Here is a 19,285-nt window from a genome sequence, read left to right as displayed (position 1 = left end):
TTGCGCAGTGCCATTGACGTTCTTCCCTTTGTTCCCGCGACATTTGCTCGCATACCCTTCACAATGCCCCACCGCAACGGAACTTGCCGAGATCGGCGCGACTCATTAGAGAATGGTCTTTCAAGCGTTGAAGACACGCCCTTTATTTTTCAGGAATCTCCCTTATGTCCGCTGAAGCATCCACCATCCTTGTAGTCGAAGACGATGCCATCGTGCGCATGCTGATCGTCGATGTACTCGAAGAGTTGGAGTTCAAGGTGCTTGAGGCCGCTGACGCCGAAGAGGCACTCTCTATGGTGCAGGACACTAGCCAGGTGATCGACCTGATGATGACCGACGTCGGCCTGCCAGACATGAATGGCAGGGAGCTGGCGACCAAGGTCCGCGAACTGCGCCCCACCCTGCCTATTCTATTTGCCAGTGGCTATGCCGAAAATATTGATGCGACGTCCGGCATGCAGGTGATCGCCAAGCCATTTTCCATCGACCAACTACGTGACAAAGTCAAATCAATGCTTCCAGCCTGACACCTCCTTTAGGATCTGTCCGCGTCGGCGAAGGGATTAACGTGACGTTCGGCCAATAAAACTGGAAACTCTGCGCCTTCACCTCACGCTCTTAGACAGAACTCAGGAAGGACGCAACAACATGATTGGAAAACCGACGCGCCTGCTGTTGGCGAGCCTCTCGATATTCATGAGTACCGGCGCCTGGGCTGACTTCACCGCCAGCCCGAGTGAAGCCCGGGCAATCGCCAAGGAAGCCTACCTGTACGGTTTCCCGGTGGTGCAAATGTACAAGACGCTCTACACCCAGGCCGTTGACAAGGGCGGCGCCCACTTCAAGGCGCCGTTCAACCATATCGGTAATACCGCGCAGGTACTGACCCCCAAGGACACCGCGCTCCCTAGCCCGAACGCGGACACACCCTACTCATTCGTGTGGATGGATCTGCGCAAAGAGCCTCTGGTACTGACCCTGCCCAGGATTGAAGACGAGCGCTACTACTCGGTGCAGTTGATCGACCTTTATTCCCAGAACATTGCTTATCTGGGCACCCGCAGCACCGGTAACAACGGCGGTCACTACATGATCGCCGGGCCTGACTGGAAAGGTCAGCAACCGGTGGACATCGACCGCGTGGTCTACAGCGAAAGCAACATCGCCTACGCCCTGTACCGCACGCAACTGTTTGATGACAAGGACCTGGCCAAGGTCAAGCAAATCCAGAGCGGCTACAAAGTGCAGCCCCTGAGCAGCTATGTGAAGCAGCCTGCCCCGGCCAAGGTGCCGAAGATCGAATGGCCCAAGCCGACGGCGACCATGACCGAAGGCCCGCAACTGTTTCGCTACCTGAACTTCATGCTGGCCTTCGCCGCCCCACAGGACAGCGAAAAAGACCTGCTGGCGCGCTTTGCCAAAATCGGCATAGCGCCGGGTGCGCCGTTCAAGGTCAACCAATTGACAGCAGAACAGCGCAAGGCCCTGGAAGAAGGCATCGCCGATGGCCGGGCCGAATTTGCCGCGTTCAAAAAGGACAAACTCGACACTCATCAGGTTGTCCAGGCTGATCTGTTCGGTAGCCGCGACCGCCTGCAAAACAACTACCTGTATCGCTACGCCGGTGCCGAGTTAGGCATTTTCGGTCACTCCAGCGACGAAGCGGCGCACCTGACCTACGTCGTCGACAGTGAGGGTAAGCCGGCCAATGGCGCACGCCACAGCTACACCGTGCATTTTGCCAAGGACCAGCTGCCACCGACCGATGCGTTCTGGTCGCTGACCCTGTACGACGCCAAGACAAAAATGCTGGTGCCTAACCACAAGAAACGCTATCTGATCAACTCGCGGATGTTATCGACCCTCCAGCGTGACGCCGACGGTGGCCTCACCCTGGCGCTGCAACACCACGAGCCACCGAAGGCCGAACAGAGCAATTGGCTGCCGGCCCCGCCCGGTCCGTTCTATGCGATCCTGCGTATTTACCTGCCCAAGCCCGAGGTGGGTAACGGTCAATGGAAGCTGCCCCTGTTGACACCGCTGAAATAGCACCTGGGCTTGCCGAGGCTCAATGTTTTTTGAGCTTCACGTAGGACTGATGCAGGTCCGACGCCCAGCCGTCAATGACGACTTTCACGTCGTCGGCCTTGAGCACCTGTGAGTCGTTGGCCAATGGCTTGCCGGTGCCTTTGCGTACCACCTGGGCCACCACTTTGTTCGTGCCTCCATCGAGGAACTGCGCCTCAGTGCCCAGCGTGGTCTCCTGATCGCGGATGCCCGTGCCGGTGCTGACTGCTGCGGCCACCAGCGCCACGGGGATAAACTCATAGGGCTTGAGGCTTTCGGTCTTGCTGCTCACGGCGGTAATCGCCGCACGCACCACGATCACGCCTGGGCCTGGAGCATTGGCCAGGGGCAGTGACTTGGCCAGTTCACGCCTGAGCGCCTGGTTGTAATAGTCGCTGATGCCCCGCAGGGTGCTGTCCGGAATCTTTGCGGTGGCCTGGGGTTTGGGATAGAACTGGGTAGGCTCGATGTACGCCGCGGTGTAGCGGCTCAAGTCCAACTGCGGATCGACCCAGCGCATCACCTCTGCCCCGGAGGGCGACTTGGCTTCCTTGAGCTGGCTGTAATTGGAGAGAAACCCTGAATACTCATCCGGTTGCGGCACCTTGCTGGCACAGCCTGCCATGCCGAGCGAGGCGACGCACAGTGTGCTGATCATGAGCCTTAATTTCATTGTTGAACTCCCTGGCGACCATCATCGTAAGAATGAGTTTTAGGTATAGCCAATACTTGGGCAATGCACCTGATTAAATGCACAGCCTGTTTTTTTCTGTGCCGATCATGCGCGTTCGCGCGGGATCAGGCTCTGTAGCTGAGTGGCCAGGAAGTTGGCGTCGAAACCGAAGGTGTCCGGGTCTTTCAGGCCGTTGGTTTTCTTCCACAGCCAGTCGTGCTTATCCACCGGCAGGACCAGCGACACACTGCCGTGGCGGGCGGCGGTGAGGCCCATCACCGACACTGAAATCAAACCACCGACGCCCATCACATCCGGCACGAACTCCACGCTTTTACCAGTGATATGCACGCTGAGTTTTTCGCTCTTGAAGGGTGAACTCTCCACCGGTACGCTCGGGCTGCTGGCGGTGTAAGCCTCACGCTGAACTTCCAGCAAACCTACGGTTTTTACCGGCTCCAGCCACTGTTCAATCTGGCCGAACAGCTCGCCAAGCTTCTGCGCCCAACGTGCTGATTGCAGGTCGAACTGCTGTTGTTTGTGTGCTTCGCTATCGGCGTAATGACGAAGCATCTCGCCCAGTTGCTGTACATCGTCCATTGCGGATTTCCTTGGGTGAGCCAGGTTGCCAAGCCTGATCATGGCAGATGCAGAGCATTACCGTATGGGTTAAAAACTGCTCCGGTGATTTTGTCGGCAACTGCGTATGACGAACCCACCGTCAATGAGTAAGGTGGTGCCCTACCCCCTTGTCCGGAGCATTGCATGCGCACCATCGGCCTTATCGGCGGCATGAGTTGGGAATCCAGCGCCGAGTATTACCGCCTCATCAACCAGCGCGTACGTGACCAGCTTGGCCCTTTGCGTAGCGCGCAGATTTTGCTGTACAGCGTGGACTTCGGCCCGGTGGAGCAGGCCCAGCACGCCGGGCGCTGGGACGATACCGCGCTGATCCTGGAGGACGCCGCGCGCCGTTTGCAGGCAGGGGGCGCCGAGTGCGTGGTGCTGTGTACCAATACCATGCACCTGGTGGCGCCGGGTATTGAGGCGGCGGTGTCGATTCCATTCCTGCATATTGCCGACGCCACGGCGGCCGCAGCCCTTGAGGCCGGAACCTTGACGGTGGGTCTGCTCGGTACCGCGTTTACTATGGAACAGGACTTCCTCAAATCCCGCCTCGCCGCCCAGGGCCTGACCGTGCTGATACCGGACGCGGAAGAGCGCAAGCAAGTGCACCGAATCATTTATCAAGAGTTGTGCGTGGGAGTCATCAGCGACGCTTCGCGCCAGGTGTATCAGCGGGTGATCCGGGCGCTCGCCGCGCGCGGCGCCCAGGCGGTCATCCTCGGCTGCACGGAAATCTGCCTGTTGATCCAGCCCGAACACAGCGCCCTGCCGCTGCTGGATACCACCGCGCTGCATGCGCAGGCTGCGGTGGCGTTTGCTCTAGCGGATTAAGCCGACTTGCGCAGGCGCGCCATGCTCAGGGTGTCGACAAACGCACCGTCACGCAGGGCGTAATCGCGCAACCGGCCCTCCACTTCGAAGCCGAACTTGCGATACAGGTGATGCGCGGCTTCGTTGTCGGCATACACCGTCAGTTCCACGCGGTGCAGGTTCATCCAGTTGTCGGCGACGTCCAGCGCGGCGGTCAACAGCCGCGAGCCGACGCCCTTGCCCTGCCAGGCAGTCGCCACGCCCATGCCGAATGAACCGACATGGCTCTGACGCACGCGCAGGTACTGTTCCAGGCCCAGTTGGCCAACCACTTCACCGCCATGTACTGCCACCAGCTGCAAGCGCCGCTCGTTATCCATCACCAAACGCTTGCGCCAGGCTTCCACCGATTGGAAAGGCATTTGCAGCACCTGACGGCAGACCGCCGGTTCGTTGTAGAGCGCGGCGACGCCCTCAAGGTGGGCCTCGGTAAAGCGCTGGATCACGATATGGGGCTCAGGTGTGTGCATTGCGTTTCATCCTTTGAAAGACCAATGGCGGACCAGTGTAGGGGCAAAGTCAGCCGCCTGACGAGCCCGGCGTTTTCCCACACATCAACCAGTGCCATCCTGCATCTGAACGATAGCAGTCCAGCCGTGCAACATCGATACTCAACCCAGGCCCTGCCCCCTGACCCCAGGCCCCGGCCTTCACCCTGTGACGAGAACAACAAAAAAAGTCCCACAGAGGAATACCTATGAGTCGCCTTGATCCCAATGGCCTGTTGCAGGCCTTCAGTACCCTGGCCCTGGATCTGCAGCGCCTGGCCCAACATCAAGACATCGAACATTTCCAGCACCATGCCCTGGCACGGCTGAGCCAGTTGCTGGCATTTGACAGTGCCTGGTGGGGGCGCGCGGCGGTGATTGACGGTATGCCGGAGGAGCACAACAGCTACCTGTACCATTTACCACCACACTACGTGGCGGACTGGCAGTCGATCCGCCATCTGGACGTGACCGTCGGCCGAGTGCATGCAACACCCGGCCAGGCCGTGATCATCGACATGCGCGACCCGGCCAATGGCAGCGCCTTGAATTGGCTGGGGCAGCGCCACGGCCTGGGCCAATTGCTGTGCGTGATCCATATCGACCCGCAAACCCACCTCAGCGACCACCTGACGCTATACCGCAAACCCGGTGCGCCCAGGTTCAACACCCATGACTGCCTGCTGCTCAATAATCTGATGTTGCATCTGGTGGCGGCAGTGTCCGCGAACCAGATCCGCACGCTGGTGGCCATGCGTGAAACCCTGACCAGCCCACGCAACCTCGCCTTGGCTGTATGCGACCCTCAAGGCGTATTGCAATGCGCCGAGCGCGGCTTTATCGACATTTTGCTCAGTGAGTGGCCGCGCTGGAGCGGCCCTACCCTGCCGGTACAACTGGATGAACGCGGCCATGCCGGCAAGCACATTCACATCCAGGTTTCGGCAGTGGGCGACCAGTTGCTGCTGGCGGCGCGCCTCAACCGTGCACTGCCCCAGTTGAGCCCGCGAGAGAACGACGTGGCCCAGGGGTTTGGCGAGGGCAAGACTTATAAGCAAGTGGCCCGCGACCTTGGCCTTTCACCCAATACGGTACGTCACCATCTGCGCGCCATTTACACCAAGCTGGGGGTCAACGACAAGGCGCGTATAGCGCACTTGGTACACGCCCCACCCGACTGATCCTCGCCCTTTCAACTTAAGACTTTGCCACGCTCGTTTTCACGGTCGCGGGCAGCTGTTGCCCGTTTTTTGGCTGCCGCTTACAAGAGATGCCTTGCCATGATTCATTCACCTCTATGCAAGATCACAGTGCTGCTTGGCGGCACGCTGCTCAGCCTCGACAGCCAGGCTGCCGACCTTAACGCTCGGGACTTTTTTGGCGCACCGGCGGGCACCAGCCTGGGGGTGGTGTACCTGCCCGCCACCCGTGCCGGCGATTTCCATGGGCCCGCCGACAGCACCGGCAAGGCCGACCTCAAGGTCAACGCCCTGGCCTACCGCCAGGTGTATTTCACCGACGCCTGCGGCACGCTGTGTACGCCGCAGTTCATCCTGCCATTTGCCGACATTACGGCGCGCTTGCCCGGCACTGAGCAGCGCACCCGCGAGCGCGGCCTGGGCGATCCACAAGTGGGCGGCACGCTGTTTTTCATCAACGACCCGGCATCGCGCACCTACAGCGGCCTGTTGAGCCTGATCAGCGTGCCGCTAGGTGAGTACCACAGCCAGAACCCGGATGTGTCCCCGGGTGCCAACCGTTGGGGCGCCACCTTTGTCTACAACTACACCCAGGGCATCGGCGATAACTGGGTGCTGGAAGCCAACCTCGAAGCTCAGCTTTACGCCAAGAATGACGACTATTTTGGCAGCGAACTCAAGCAAACCCCGCTGTACCGCCTGCAAGCCTTCGCGTCCTATGACTTCAGCGCCGCCACTTACGGGGCACTGCGCCTGATCCAGGCGGATGGTGGTGCGCTGCGCATCAACAATCGCCGTATCGACGATACCCACAAACGCTACACGCAACTGGGCCTGGAACTGGGGCATTGGCTCGACACCCAGAACCAACTGATGGTCAGCCTTTCGCAAAACGTCGCTGCCTCCAACGGCTATGCCGGGACCGAGGCATTGCTGCGTCTGGTCCATGTGTTCTGATCCCCATTCCTGGAGTTTGAAAATGCCTACTCAACCCTCTGCGGCAAAGGCACGGCTGGCAGCAATCGTGCTGTTTGCCGCCATCACCCCGACCATCCTGATGACCGCACCCGCCGTGGCCGCGCAGTTGGCCAGCGAATGGCAACTGAGCCCGGCACGCATTGGCGATTTGTTTTCCGTGGAGCTGGGCGCGATGAGCCTGGCGACCTTGCCTGCCTGGTGGTGGCTCAAGCGCGTTGATTGGCGCGCCGCGGCCCTGATTGCAGCGCTGCTGTTTATCGTGGCCAATCTGTTGTCGATGCGCGCCGACACCTATGCAGCGTTACTGGCGCTGCGCTGTACCAGCGCCCTGGCCGGCGGCTCATTGATGATCCTCTGCCTGGCCAGCGCCGCCACTACCGCCAATCCCAGCCGTGTCTACGGGCTGTGGGTGATGGGCCAATTAGTCGTCGGTGCACTCGGGCTGATCGTACTGCCGGGCTTGTTCGAGCGGTTTGGACTGAACGCCTGCTACCTGATCCTGGCGGGCTTGATGACCCTGTTGCTGCCTCTGGCCCGGGCGTTTCCCGCTGGCAATGCCACGGCACCGGCAAACCACGGCCCTTCATTGCCTGGCTCACGCTGGAAAGCCGTGCTGGGGGTCGGCGCAGTCCTGGCCTTTTACATCAGCCTGGGCGGTGTCTGGACCTTTATCGGTGCCTTGGGCGCCCGTGTCGGGATTTCCCCACAACACAGTGGCGAGGTACTCGCCATCGCAACCGTAATGGGCATTGCCGGCGCCGCGAGCGCGTCGCTGATTGGCAGGCGACTGCCCCGAGCAATGCTGTTGCTCGGGGGTTATGCGCTGATGGCGACGGCTGTGCTGCTTTTGCTCGGCGAGCCAGCGCTGCTGCGTTTTGCCCTGGCGGCGCTGCTGTTCAAGTTCACCTGGACGTTCATCCTGCCGTTGGTGCTGGCCTGCCTGGCTGATCTTGATCACAGCGGCAAACTCATGAACGCCTCCAACCTGGTGATCGGCGGTGGCCTGGCCATCGGCCCGGCGATTGCCGGCCGCCTGATCGAGGCCAGCGGCGGGTTCACCCTCCTGCTGCTGGGCGCTGCCGTCATCACGTTGCTTTCCCTGGTGATGATCCTCACCAGCCGTCCCAACCACCTCACCGAACTGGAGCCGGTATGAACCGAACCACCGCATTTTTCTTCGATGAAATGAGCCTGTGGCACAGCGCAGGTGCGCACGCGCTGACATTACCCGTAGGCGGCTGGGTACAACCGCCGGCGGGCAGCGGTCATGCCGAATCCCCGGAGACCAAACGCCGCTTGAAAAGCTTGTTGGATGTGTCTGGATTGACGCGTCATCTGCACCTGCTTAGCGCACCGCCGGCCAGTGAAGCAGACCTGCTACGGGTGCACAGCAGCGCTTATCTGCAACGCTTCAAGGCCCTGAGCGATGCTGGCGGCGGCGAGCTCGGCCCACAGGCGCCGATTGGGCCGGGCAGCTACGAGATCGCGAAACTGTCTGCGGGCTTGACCATCGCCGCCGTAGACACGGTGCTCAAGGGTCAGGCGCACAATGCCTATTCCATGTCTCGGCCGCCTGGGCATCACTGTCTGGCAGACAGCGCCATGGGCTTCTGCTTTCTCGCCAATATTGCCATTGCCATCGAAGCGGCCAAGGTCCATAACGGGCTCGGCAAAGTCGCTGTGATCGACTGGGACGTGCACCACGGTAACGGCACGCAATCAATCTTCGAGGAGCGCGCCGATGTGTTGACGGTTTCACTGCACCAGAACGCTTGCTACCCACCGGGCTACAGCGGCGAACGGGATCGTGGCCGGGGTGCCGGCCTGGGCGCCAACATCAATATCCCGCTGCCGCCGGGCAGTGGTCACGCAACCTATGCGCATACGATGGAACGCATTGTGCTGCCCGCCCTCGAGCGTTTCGAGCCAGAGTTGATCATCATCGCCTGCGGCTATGACGCCAACGCCGTCGACCCACTGGCGCGCATGTTGCTGCACAGCGAATCGTTCCGGCTGATGACCCGCAGCCTGCGCCAGGCAGCCGAGCGTTTGTGCCAGGGCCGCCTGGTGCTGGTGCATGAAGGCGGTTACAGCGAAGCCTACGTACCGTTTTGCGGGTTGGCGACCCTCGAGGAATTAAGCGGCGTGCGCACAGCGGTGCAAGACCCAATGCTGGAGTTTGTGCAATTGCAGCAACCCGGTGCGGCGCTGCAAGCGTTTCAGGAGCAGTGGGTGGAGCGGTTGGCGCAGGGGGTCAGCGATTAGCAGCAAGGCGCCACACCCGCGCAATATCCGCGGCGCGCTCGCGCAACAGGCGTGGCGCCTCGCTGCAGGCTTGTTCCAGGCTCATTGGTCCCGACGGTAGGGCAAATGCTGCATCCACACCGTGGGCATACATCTGCTCGTAACCGTCGCCCAAGGTGCCTGCGATCACAATGACCGGTACGCCGTGCTGGCTGGCGATGCGCGCAACCCCGAACGGGGTCTTGCCGCGCAGGGTCTGAGCGTCGAAGCGGCCTTCGCCGGTGATGACCAGGTCGGCGCCGCGTACGGCGTCTTCGAGGCCGACCAGTTCGGCGACCACCTCCACGCCCGGACGAAATTGCGCACCGAGGAATGCCTTGGCGGCGAAGCCCAGACCACCGGCAGCACCACTGCCGGGTTCGTCGCGCACATCCTTGGGCAGCACCTGGGCGCAGTGGTGGGCGAAATGGTCAAGGGCGGCGTCCAGTTGTGCCACCTGCTCGGGACTCGCACCTTTCTGCGGGCCGAAAATCGCTGAGGCACCGTGAGGACCGCACAGGGGGTTATTGACGTCAGCAGCGATCTCAAAACGCACCTGCGCCAAACGCGGGTCGAGCGTTTCAAGGCTAATACGCGCCAGGCGCGCCAACGCCAGCCCACCCGGGGACAGCGGCTGACTTTCTGCGTCAAAAAGTTGCACACCCAGGGCCTGCATCGCACCAGCCCCGCCATCGTTGGTAGCACTGCCGCCAATCGCCAGGATAATACGCTGCGCCCCCGCATCCAGGGCGGCGCAGATCAACTCCCCGGTGCCATATGTTGTCGTCGAACACGCGTCGCGCTGGCCGGGCGCGACCAGTTGCAAACCACTGGCCTCGGCCATCTCGATAATTGCGGTATGGCTGTCGGCCAACCAGCCCCAACGCGCCTCGACTTCGTCTCCCAGTGGGCCTCGCACGGTTTGCCGGCGCAACTGGCCATTGCACGCGGCAAGTACCGCATCCACCGTGCCCTCACCGCCATCGGCCATCGGGCATTCGACCAACTGCGCATCCGGCCAGACCTGGGCCAACCCTTCGGCAATGGCCTGGGCCGTGCCTGCGGCACTGAGGCTGTCCTTGAACGAGTCGGGGGCGATGATGATCTTCATGATGGGCTTTCTCCGGTTTTTATAATGCCCATGCTGCCAGTTGGCCTGGGCAATGACGCCGGTCCGATGCACAAGTGCAGGTGGGGTTTGTTGGTCATTTCTACAAAGCCTGCGCCTCCAGAGGCTGAGGCAACAACTGCACGCCCAGGTATAAGGTAAGCATACCGTCGAGGGTCAGCGGGTCGACGCCGCTGAGTTCGGCAATACGCTCCATGCGGTAACGCAAGCTGTTGCGGTGGATGCCCAAGGCATCGGCACACGCCTGGCTTTGCCCGTCGTGCTCGCACCAACTGCGCAAGGTCGCCAGCAGTTGCCCATTGCTATCCTTGGCCAGCACCTTGCGCAATGGGTTGAGCAGCTCGTCCAGCGCGTCGTCGTTGCGATGACGCCAGAGCATGACCGGCAGACGATAACGGGTGAGGGTCAATAGGCGTGTTTGCGGCAGGAGATCGCGGCCATAGGCAAGTAGATCACTGACCCTGCGGTAACAGCGGCGCAGCCCTGGCAAGCCATCCGCTTGCCCGCCAACCGCAACACGCAGGATAGTCCAACCCAGGCCGTCGAGCTTTTCCAGCAAACGCGGATTATCGACCTGCACAGCGGCAGGCCGGCACCACAGCAGGGAGAACTGCGCAGGGCTGACGCACCAACTGTCGGGATAGCGGCTGGTAAGCCAGGCACTCAAGGCTTCTGCCGATTGGCCCGGGCCCAGTTCGAACAGGTATGGCGTGCGCGCCAGATGCGGTTTGAGGCCCAGTTGCCGGGCTTCGTCCACCAGGCGGGGGGAGTCGCCATTGTCGGCCAGCAGCAAGGCTAGCAAATCATCGCAACGCTGGCGTCGCCATTGCTGCTCAGCTTGCTGATGGCGGTGGCTGACCAACATTTCAGCCGTCATGCGCACCAGTTCGGCATAGGTGCGCAGGCCATCGGGTTCGCCGGTAATGCCCAGCACGCCGATCAGCCGCTGATCGTGCATAAGCGGCAGGTTAATGCCCGGTTGCACGCCCTTGAGATGCTTGGCGGTCTGCCCGTCGATTGCCACCACCCGGCCATTGGCCAGGACCAACTGCGCCCCTTCGTGACGAGTATTGATACGCTCCGGCTCACCGCTGCCGAGGATCAGGCCCTGGCTGTCCATGACGTTGACGTTATAGGGCAGGATTGCCATGGTGCGATCGACAATCTCCTGCGCCAAGTCATGATCCAACTCGAACATGGGGCTAATTTCCTGAAAAGACGGGTTGTTCACCGGCACAGCGCAAAGGTGGCTTCGCTGTGCGCCGGCACAAAGACAGTCGCCCATCACGTCGCCGAGACTGTTGGGGCGGTCAACGTTACCCTCGCGCCGCGAAAAATCATAATAAAGAGAGAATCCCATGCCACAGAGCGCCACTGCAGCACTGGCCAGCGATGACGATAAAAACGCCATCTACAAGCGCATCACCCTGCGCCTGATCCCCTTCATCTTTATCTGCTACCTGTTCAATTACCTCGACCGGGTAAACGTTGGCTTTGCCAAGCTGCAGATGCTCGATGCGTTGAAGTTCAGCGAAACCGTGTACGGCCTGGGCGCCGGGATTTTCTTTATCGGCTACGTGCTGTGCGGCGTGCCGAGCAACCTGGCACTCACCCGGTTCGGCCCACGGCGCTGGATCGCGTTGATGATGATCGTGTGGGGGACGCTGTCTACCTGCTTGCTGTTTGTGACCACGCCGACGCATTTCTACACCTTACGCCTGTTTACCGGTGCCGCTGAAGCCGGCTTCTTCCCCGGTGTGGTGCTGTACCTCTCGCAGTGGTTCCCGACCTTCCGCCGTGGGCGGATCATGGCACTGTTCATGTCGGCAATCCCGGTGTCCGGCTTGCTCGGCAGCCCGTTCTCTGGGTGGATCCTCAACCACTTCGCAGCCGGCCAAGGTGGCCTGGCGGGCTGGCAGTGGATGTTCCTGCTGCAGGGCATCCCGACTGTGATCCTCGGCGCCCTCGCCTACTTTCTGCTCAGTGACAGCTTCGCCAATGCCAAGTGGCTCAAGCCCCATGAGCGCGCAGTATTGGAAGCCGACCAGGCCACGGACCTGGCGAACAAGCCCGCAACCACCAGCGATTCGCTGGCCGAAGTCTTCAAGAACCCGGCGATCTGGGCGTTCGGCCTGATCTACTTCTGCATCCAGAGCGGCGTGTATGCGATCAACTTCTGGCTGCCTTCGATCATCAAGAACCTGGGGTTCAGCGACAACCTGGTGATTGGCTGGCTCAGCGCGATCCCCTATTTGCTGGCGGCGGTGTTCATGCTGCTGGTGGGCCGCTCCGCCGACTTGCGCAAGGAACGCCGCTGGCACTTGGTAGTGCCGATGCTGATGGGCGCCATCGGCCTGGTGATTGCGGTTAACTTCGCCACCACCCCGGCCATCGCCATCCTTGGCTTGACCATCGCCACCATGGGTGCACTTACCGGCCTGCCAATGTTCTGGCCGGTGCCCACCGCCATGCTCAGTGCCGGTGCCGCAGCGGGTGGCTTGGCGTTGATCAACTCCATGGGGCAGATGGCGGGGTTTCTCAGCCCGTATATCGTCGGTTTTGTGAAAGATGCCACTGGTTCAACCGATGTGGCGTTGTACCTGCTGGCGGCGGTGATTGTGGGTGGGAGTATGTTGGCTTTGCGGATGACGCGTGCGCTCAAGGTTTAACCTCCATGGGACGGCGCAGATGCTCTTGGAAGGCGTGAGGGTGTTTGCGTCGGCACACGCTGCCTTGAATGGAATTAAAGGCTTGCTTTTTATACCTGTCACTTTTGACAGTATTCAAATTTTTGGATCGCATTTAGCCTTCACTGTGAATTCATTTCACTTCTTGAAGGGCTATCGAGATGATCAGTAAAACAGCACAGGGCACCCAAGGTAAGTTAACAGTCACAGTAGCAGGCGCGCACAACCTGACCTTCCAAGGTGACGCGGATAAAATGGATATGTACCAGGAGCCAAATGGAATATGGCATTTGGTGGCGACAAAACGTCTCTCGCCAGAGCCCAACCATTTTTATGGCATTGATATTTATCTTCCCGCTGAGCTACCGAGTGACGAGACCGAACACAGCTATAGCTTTGCCGATGGGCACGCCAGGTTGCTCTTTTCTGCGTATGAAAACTCGGGCATTTCTCCCTATTGGGCAACTGCCGGGGAGATAACAGTGTCATTCGACGGTGAACGGATGCAGGCGTCTTTCTCGGGTAAAGCGCAGTTTGGTAGCGATAAACAAATAACGCTGACAAAAGGTGATGTCGACCTGACAGGCGTGTCAATGGTTCACAGCGCCCAGTATCCGGCCAAGGGTGAACTGGACCTGACTTTCGAGGGTGGGCCGCTACCGGGTTCTTACTCTTTCAAAACCGACCTGCGGATTGATAGCTCCGACTTCGGGGGCCACCGCCCGGATCGCCGAATCTTCATGGGCGACTATTACGATGACGGCTTGCCGCGGACTCGGAATATTTTTGCCATCGTGGTCTATAACGACGCGAAGGGATTGATCCATGACCTGGCCGGCAATAATGACGTCCGCGTTCAGTTTCAACGACTCGACACTTATGGGACGGTGACAGCCCATGCTGGGGTGCTGAAACTGAACGAAGAAGTCACTGACGAGCATGGCTCGGGTGAGTTTGCCTGTTCCTTTCGAAGAAATGACGGGCCTGAGTTTACTGCCATAGGGACGTTTACACTGGACAAGGCCCGTCATTAACCAAAGGGCACCGGCGGTGGGCGGTTACAGCTGCCCGCCGCCGTCGATATCGATGATGCTTCCCGTTATAAAGCTGTTCTCCATGGCCAGCACATACCCCGCCGCCACTTCTTCAGCCTGCCCTACCCGGCCAACCGGCAATGCCCCGCCTGCGTTGGCAAACATCGCCACGCGCTGCTCTTGCGCCAACCCGGCATAGGCCGGGGTGTCAATCACGCCCGGGCTGATGACATTGACTCGACGTGGCGCCAGTTCCTTGGCCAGTTGCTTGCCCAATGCTTCGGTCGCAGCGTTGATGCCGGTCTTGATGAACTGCCCCGGTGCCAGCTTGCGCCCCAACTGACCGGAAGTCAGGCTGATGCTGCCGTGTTCATTCAGGAACGGCAGCGCCTGTTGAATCGCACGCAGCGCGCCCCAGAGTTTCACATTGAAATTTTCCTGGGCTTCGTCAAGGTCGGTTTCGATCAGGGGCTTGGCCCGCACCGAAGGGCCCGAGGTGTAGACCAGGTGGTCAAAATGCCCCACCGTTTCGAACAATCGCTGCAACGACGCGCTATCGGTGACGTCCACCGGTTCGCTGCGTGCGCCTTTCTCGATGCCGGCGGTCAAGCGACGCCCGGCCAGCACCACGTGCGCGCCGCGAGCAATGGCCGCCTGGGCCACTGCCGCGCCGATACCGCTGCTGCCGCCAATAACGATGACGGTTTTACCGCTCAGAGAAGAGACCATGTGAAAACTACCTGGATAAGAAAGTGAGCCTTCATCTTCCCAGCTTGGCAATCGGCGAAAAATCCGGGTAAAACGACAAGATCTTTAAAGGATTTTTATCAATGGGCTCGATTCTCGACCTTGAAGTCTTTGTGCGCAGCGCCGACACCGGTAGCCTGACCGCTGCCGCCCGTAGCCTCGGCCTTACCCCAGCAGCGGCCAGTATTGCCCTCAAGCGTCTTGAAACCCGGCTCGGCATCCGACTGCTTGCCCGCTCCACCCGCAGCATGCGCCTGACCGAAGAAGGCCGGCGTTATCTGGACAGTGTGCGAGTGGCGCTGGAAGCCCTGTCCGAAGGCGAACATGCCATCAAGCAACAAGGCCAAAGCCTCAGTGGTTTATTGCAATTGGCCGCTCCCTCGGACTTTGGCCGCAATGTGCTGCTGGGCTGGCTGGATGAGTTCAAGCTCGAGCATCCGAACATCCGCCTGCAATTGTTACTCAACGACAGCAATGCCGATTTGTTTCGCGACACCGTCGATATCGCCCTGCGCTTTGGCGTGCCGAGGGATTCCAGCCTGGTGGCGCTGCCGGTGGTGCCCGGCCACCAGCGCATCGTCTGCGCCAGCCCCGACTACCTGGCGCGCTACGGTGCACCGCAGGTGCCTGCAGATTTGGCGCAGCACAGTACGCTGCGCTACATGCGCCGCGGGCAGGCCAATAGCACCTGGTATTTCCGCCAGGGCACACTGCTGCAGGAGGTCGAAGTCAGCGGCGACTACCTCAGCGATGACGGCGAAATCGTTCGGCGCTGGGCGCTGGCCGGCCATGGCATTGCCTATAAAGCCAACCTGGATGTGGCCCGAGACATCCAGGCCGGGCGGCTGGTGCCGCTGCTTCCCGACTGGCAAGGCGAACCCACGCCGTTCAACCTGATGTGCCCTCACCGTCTGCAAGTATCGGAGCGGGTGAAAGTGCTGCATCGTTTTTTACAGGCTCGCTGCCAGACATTGCTGCGCGGATGAAGAAATGCGCCCAGGGCTTGTTCCAGAGCCGTCGGGTCTGGTATTGCATGACTCACATTTGCCTGCAATGAGGAGCTTTGCATGATTTACCGCACATTGGGCCAGTCCGGGTTGAAAGTCAGCGCACTGACGCTCGGCACCATGATGTTTGGCGAACAAACCAGCACCGAAGACTCGCTGCGTATCATCGACAAGGCCTGGGACCAGGGTATCAATTTTATCGACACCGCCGACGTCTACACCGGCGGGCGCTCCGAAGAGATCGTTGGCGAAGCCATTGCGCGCAATCGCCAGGATTGGGTGCTGGCCACCAAGGTCGGCTTCGGCCCCGCCGATGGTTTGCCCAACCGCAGCGGGCTGAACCGCAAGCGCATCTTCAATGCGTTGGAAGCCAGCCTTGCGCGCCTGGATACCGATTACCTGGACATCTACTATCTGCACCGTGAAGATCACGACACGCCTTTGGAGGTAACCGTGTCGGCCATTGGCGACCTGATCCGCCAAGGCAAGATCCGCTACTGGGGCCTGTCCAATTATCGCGGTTGGCGCATCGCTGAAGTGATTCGCGTGGCCGAGCGCCTGGGGGTAGATAAACCCATTATCAGCCAGCCGCTGTATAACATCGTCAACCGCCAGGCCGAGGTCGAGCAAATCACAGCGGCGGCAGCCTATGGTTTGGGTGTAGTGCCTTACAGCCCGCTGGCACGTGGGGTGCTCAGTGGCAAGTACGCACCTGACGTTACACCCGAGCCAGGCAGCCGTGCCGCGCGCCAGGACAAGCGCATCCTGGAAACCGAATGGCGGGTGGAGTCGCTACGCATCGCCCAGCTGATCCAGCAATACACCCAGGGACGTGGCGTGGGGATTGTAGAGTTCGCAATTGCCTGGGTGCTGAACAACGCGGCAGTGAGTTCGGCGATTGTGGGGCCGCGTACCGAGGCGCAGTGGGATGCCTACACTCGCGCGCTGGACGTAAACATCACGCCTGAGGATGAGGCCTTCATTGATTCGCTGGTCACGCCCGGGCACTCGTCCACTCCGGGGTTCAACGACGTGGGCCATTTTGTTTCCGGCCGCGTGGCGTTGCGAGCGGGCTGAAATCTGCCTGATAGCATGGAGATTGAAATGTGGGTGGGAGCAAACTCCCGCCCACATTCTATTTCTCGCAAAAAACGCCATACTCCCCTCCTGGAACTGGATATGAATCGGCTTTCGCGAGGACAGTGTGTCTAAAGGTGTTGTGTTATCGGTCTTGGCCTCGGTGTTGTTTGCCGTGATGTATTACTTCACGTCACTGCTCACACCGTTGAGTGGTCTGGAGATTTTCGGCTGGCGCATGTTGCTTACAGTACCGTGCATGACGGTGTTCATGATCGTCAGCGGCGAGTGGCGGCGGGTGTGGGAACTGTTGCGGATGTTGGCGGCCAAGCCGCGCCTGATCGCCGGGGTGCTGGTGTCTTCTGCCTTGCTCGGCGTGCAGTTGTGGCTGTTTATGTGGGCGCCGCTGAATGGGCGCAGCCTGGACGTTTCCGTGGGGTACTTCCTGCTGCCGCTGACCATGGTGCTCACCGGGCGCCTGGTCTATGGCGAGCGGTTGTCACGGTTGCAACAGATCGCCGTGGTGTTTGCCGCGCTGGGCGTACTGAACGAGTTGTATCAGGCTGGTGGTTTTTCCTGGGCAACGCTGGTGGTGATCATAGGCTACCCGGTGTATTTCGTGGTGCGCAAATACCTGACCACCGATCATTTGGGCGGGCTGTGGCTGGATATGGCGTTGATGCTGCCGGTGGCCTGGTGGTTTGTGCAGAGCGGCGAACAGGGTTTTGCGGTGCTCGATGTGCATCCCAAGCTATACGGGTTGATTCCGATGCTGGGCTTGATCAGCGCTTCGGCGCTGGTGAGCTACATCATTGCCAGTCGCTTGCTGGCCTTCAGCCTGTTCGGGCTGCTGAGCTACGTAGAACCGGTGCTGCTGCTGGCGGTGGCCCTGCTGTTGGGCGAAGGCATCCAAGGCGGGCAATGGCTGACCTATATCCCGATCTGGCTGGCGGTGATGGTCCTGGTGTATGAAGGGTTCAAACATCTAGTGCGTCAGCACCGAGCTTGAGTGGCTGGATGGAAGTGGCGCAATGGCGTGGGGTATCCATTCCCCTCTGTCGAGTCAGGTCCTGACTTCGGTCGTCGGTAATTCAGGCGTACCTACGCTTTGTTCAATGACGTCGGCTGTGTTCTCCAACCTTTTCCTCCACTTACCGTAATGGGGGATGTTGCTCTGGATTTGACTGCCCACCCTTTCCAAGTTGGCATCCATCTCTGCCTTATCAACACCAAACACCTTGCCGACACGATTGTCGTGATTCAATTCAAGCAGCGTTCCTTTGATGGGGTCTTTCAGGATGGTTTCGATGGAATTCGCCACGTTGTCAGGAAGACCCAGCGCTTTCAACGCGGTGGCGAGGCCATGCCCAGGACTTCTGAGTTGCTTCAGGAACTCGTCGTAAAGACCCATTAGGTCATTAGCGCGCACGTTGTCCAGGGAGACACTGGTTATTTTCTTGCGGAACTCGTTGAAGGTCATGGGTTCAAGCGGTTTGTTTTGGTTCAACCCGTTTTGGACGAAATAAAATCTCCTCGCCTTGGCGTCCTTTTTTTGGCCGCCGCCTTGCAAGTTTCCATAAGCGTCGTAGCTATAGACGATGGCTTCTCCATCTGGCCGATACCCGACATAAAACGCCTTTCCATCTGGTTCCAGTTTATAGAGCTGCGTTCGCACCAGCCCGTCGACCTGAGCGGGTGGGACCGAGGCGTCTTTGTTCAACCGCTCGAAAATATCCCCCCGCTCATGGCCGAAACTACCCACGACCGCATTAATATCGCCAGCCGCGAACTCGCCGAACTGCTTGTTGACCCGTTCCTGCTGTTTGGGTGCTTCAGGATTGGAAAAATGCTGGGTAAATCGCTTTCGCTCAGTCGGGTCATTGGCTACGTCCTTGAGCCAGGCCGTCATTTCCTCTGCATCCTTGAACTCATGAAACGAGGTCACGTCATCTTCCGGCATATACAGGACGAGATTAGGCCCATCTTCGGTAGGCGGCACCCGCTTGATCACCATCATGTCATTGGACTGGGCGCCATCAACCGCGAATGTCGAGACCTGCACTCCGGGCGCACCCGGTTTGTTGGGTGAGACCACAGCCTTCACCAACTGATAACCCTCGGCACTGAGGGTGTCGCCCAGGAACTCGGTTTCGCCATCATCCAGAAACTTCTTACGCGCCTGATTGACCAGGTCTGCATCATCGGATGAACGCACATAGCGAACTGGCTCGGTCTGTTCCGCTGGTAGGCTGGGCTCGATCGGGCGTTGAGGGGTAGGACAATTCACATTCATAAGCGGACCTCTTCGGAATGGAAGCGCAGGTTTTTCTGCGCTCCTCGCCTCTGTGTGATATTTGAAAAACCATTTGTTCCTATTTCACCGCCCGGCAATTACAACCCGATATAACAGACACAAAAA

19 protein-coding genes are annotated in these 19,285 nt (G+C 59.9%); 12 read left to right on the top strand and 7 right to left on the bottom strand.

Annotation, left to right across the window (positions count from 1 at the left end; all coding sequences use genetic code 11):
- Positions 1-164: 164 nt before the first annotated feature.
- Positions 165-527 (top strand): response regulator, encoded by a 363-nt coding sequence (locus TK42_RS22415; protein ID WP_078821353.1) that lies wholly within the window; start codon positions 165-167, stop codon positions 525-527.
- A 121-nt stretch (positions 528-648) separates the two neighbouring features.
- Positions 649-2,049: a DUF1254 domain-containing protein gene (locus TK42_RS22410; protein ID WP_103735154.1), complete on the top strand. Its 1,401-nt coding sequence runs from the start codon at positions 649-651 to the stop codon at positions 2,047-2,049.
- A 19-nt stretch (positions 2,050-2,068) separates the two neighbouring features.
- Here TK42_RS22410 and TK42_RS22405 read toward each other — a convergent pair whose 3' ends face one another.
- The gene (locus tag TK42_RS22405; RefSeq protein ID WP_005788271.1) at positions 2,069-2,740 is read right to left on the bottom strand and encodes a DUF3313 domain-containing protein; all 672 of its coding nucleotides are present in this window, start codon (positions 2,738-2,740) and stop codon (positions 2,069-2,071) included.
- 105 nt (positions 2,741-2,845) lie between these two features.
- On the bottom strand, positions 2,846-3,340 hold the full coding sequence (locus tag TK42_RS22400; protein WP_032875395.1) for a hypothetical protein: 495 nt from the start codon (positions 3,338-3,340) through the stop codon (positions 2,846-2,848).
- A 165-nt stretch (positions 3,341-3,505) separates the two neighbouring features.
- Between TK42_RS22400 and TK42_RS22395 the strand changes: the two genes are divergently transcribed.
- Positions 3,506-4,198 (top strand): aspartate/glutamate racemase family protein, encoded by a 693-nt coding sequence (locus tag TK42_RS22395; RefSeq protein ID WP_103735153.1) that lies wholly within the window; start codon positions 3,506-3,508, stop codon positions 4,196-4,198.
- Here TK42_RS22395 and TK42_RS22390 read toward each other — a convergent pair.
- Positions 4,195-4,707 carry a GNAT family N-acetyltransferase gene (locus TK42_RS22390; RefSeq protein WP_032875400.1) on the bottom strand — a complete coding sequence of 171 codons (513 nt, stop codon included), beginning with the start codon at positions 4,705-4,707 and terminating at the stop codon, positions 4,195-4,197. The genes TK42_RS22395 and TK42_RS22390 overlap by 4 nt on opposite strands.
- A gap of 227 nt (positions 4,708-4,934) precedes the next feature.
- Between TK42_RS22390 and TK42_RS22385 the strand changes: the two genes are divergently transcribed.
- The 4 genes from TK42_RS22385 (at position 4,935) to TK42_RS22370 (ending at position 9,167) form a co-directional block, all read left to right on the top strand.
- Positions 4,935-5,906: a LuxR C-terminal-related transcriptional regulator gene (locus TK42_RS22385; protein WP_103735152.1), complete on the top strand. Its 972-nt coding sequence runs from the start codon at positions 4,935-4,937 to the stop codon at positions 5,904-5,906.
- Positions 5,907-6,005: 99 nt separating this feature from the next.
- The gene (locus tag TK42_RS22380; RefSeq protein WP_103735151.1) at positions 6,006-6,881 is read left to right on the top strand and encodes a transporter; all 876 of its coding nucleotides are present in this window, start codon (positions 6,006-6,008) and stop codon (positions 6,879-6,881) included.
- A gap of 22 nt (positions 6,882-6,903) precedes the next feature.
- Positions 6,904-8,058 carry an MFS transporter gene (locus TK42_RS22375; protein WP_103735150.1) on the top strand — a complete coding sequence of 385 codons (1,155 nt, stop codon included), beginning with the start codon at positions 6,904-6,906 and terminating at the stop codon, positions 8,056-8,058.
- Complete coding sequence (locus tag TK42_RS22370) at positions 8,055-9,167, top strand: class II histone deacetylase (RefSeq protein WP_103735149.1); 1,113 nt, start codon at positions 8,055-8,057, stop codon at positions 9,165-9,167. Before TK42_RS22375 ends, TK42_RS22370 begins: the two co-directional genes overlap by 4 nt.
- Here TK42_RS22370 and TK42_RS22365 read toward each other — a convergent pair.
- On the bottom strand, positions 9,157-10,296 hold the full coding sequence (locus TK42_RS22365) for a glycerate kinase (protein WP_032875415.1): 1,140 nt from the start codon (positions 10,294-10,296) through the stop codon (positions 9,157-9,159). The genes TK42_RS22370 and TK42_RS22365 overlap by 11 nt on opposite strands.
- A gap of 100 nt (positions 10,297-10,396) precedes the next feature.
- Positions 10,397-11,512: a sugar diacid recognition domain-containing protein gene (locus TK42_RS22360; RefSeq protein WP_103735148.1), complete on the bottom strand. Its 1,116-nt coding sequence runs from the start codon at positions 11,510-11,512 to the stop codon at positions 10,397-10,399.
- A 160-nt stretch (positions 11,513-11,672) separates the two neighbouring features.
- Here TK42_RS22360 and TK42_RS22355 point away from each other — a divergent pair, with 160 nt between their 5' ends.
- Together TK42_RS22355 and TK42_RS22350 are read left to right on the top strand one after the other, a co-directional pair.
- On the top strand, positions 11,673-12,983 hold the full coding sequence (locus TK42_RS22355) for an MFS transporter (RefSeq protein ID WP_032875421.1): 1,311 nt from the start codon (positions 11,673-11,675) through the stop codon (positions 12,981-12,983).
- A gap of 179 nt (positions 12,984-13,162) precedes the next feature.
- Entirely contained in the window at positions 13,163-14,035 is an 873-nt protein-coding gene (locus tag TK42_RS22350) for a hypothetical protein (RefSeq protein ID WP_103735147.1), read from the top strand.
- A gap of 24 nt (positions 14,036-14,059) precedes the next feature.
- On the opposite strand, the gene TK42_RS22345 is transcribed toward TK42_RS22350, so the two are convergent.
- Positions 14,060-14,764, bottom strand: a complete 705-nt coding sequence (locus TK42_RS22345) for an SDR family oxidoreductase (protein ID WP_103735146.1) — start codon at positions 14,762-14,764, stop codon at positions 14,060-14,062.
- Positions 14,765-14,865: 101 nt separating this feature from the next.
- Here TK42_RS22345 and TK42_RS22340 point away from each other — a divergent pair, with 101 nt between their 5' ends.
- The 3 genes from TK42_RS22340 to rarD all read left to right on the top strand — a co-directional run bounded on the left by TK42_RS22340 (position 14,866) and on the right by rarD (position 17,875).
- Positions 14,866-15,768, top strand: a complete 903-nt coding sequence (locus TK42_RS22340; protein WP_078821340.1) for a LysR family transcriptional regulator — start codon at positions 14,866-14,868, stop codon at positions 15,766-15,768.
- 81 nt (positions 15,769-15,849) lie between these two features.
- Positions 15,850-16,866, top strand: a complete 1,017-nt coding sequence (locus TK42_RS22335) for an aldo/keto reductase (protein WP_005788244.1) — start codon at positions 15,850-15,852, stop codon at positions 16,864-16,866.
- 127 nt (positions 16,867-16,993) lie between these two features.
- Positions 16,994-17,875 carry an EamA family transporter RarD gene (gene rarD, locus TK42_RS22330; RefSeq protein ID WP_032875435.1) on the top strand — a complete coding sequence of 294 codons (882 nt, stop codon included), beginning with the start codon at positions 16,994-16,996 and terminating at the stop codon, positions 17,873-17,875.
- Between the two features lie 54 nt (positions 17,876-17,929).
- On the opposite strand, the gene TK42_RS22325 is transcribed toward rarD, so the two are convergent.
- A complete protein-coding gene (locus TK42_RS22325; protein WP_177464517.1) occupies positions 17,930-19,159 on the bottom strand; it encodes a dermonecrotic toxin domain-containing protein in 1,230 nt (409 codons plus the stop codon).
- Positions 19,160-19,285: the final 126 nt, after the last annotated feature.

Source organism: Pseudomonas sp. GZJR-8, assembly GCF_002916705.1.
GTDB classification, from domain to species: domain Bacteria; phylum Pseudomonadota; class Gammaproteobacteria; order Pseudomonadales; family Pseudomonadaceae; genus Aquipseudomonas; species Aquipseudomonas synxantha_A.
Note: the sequence above shows the minus strand (reverse complement) of the source record. Positions and strands in the feature narration are given on the sequence as shown.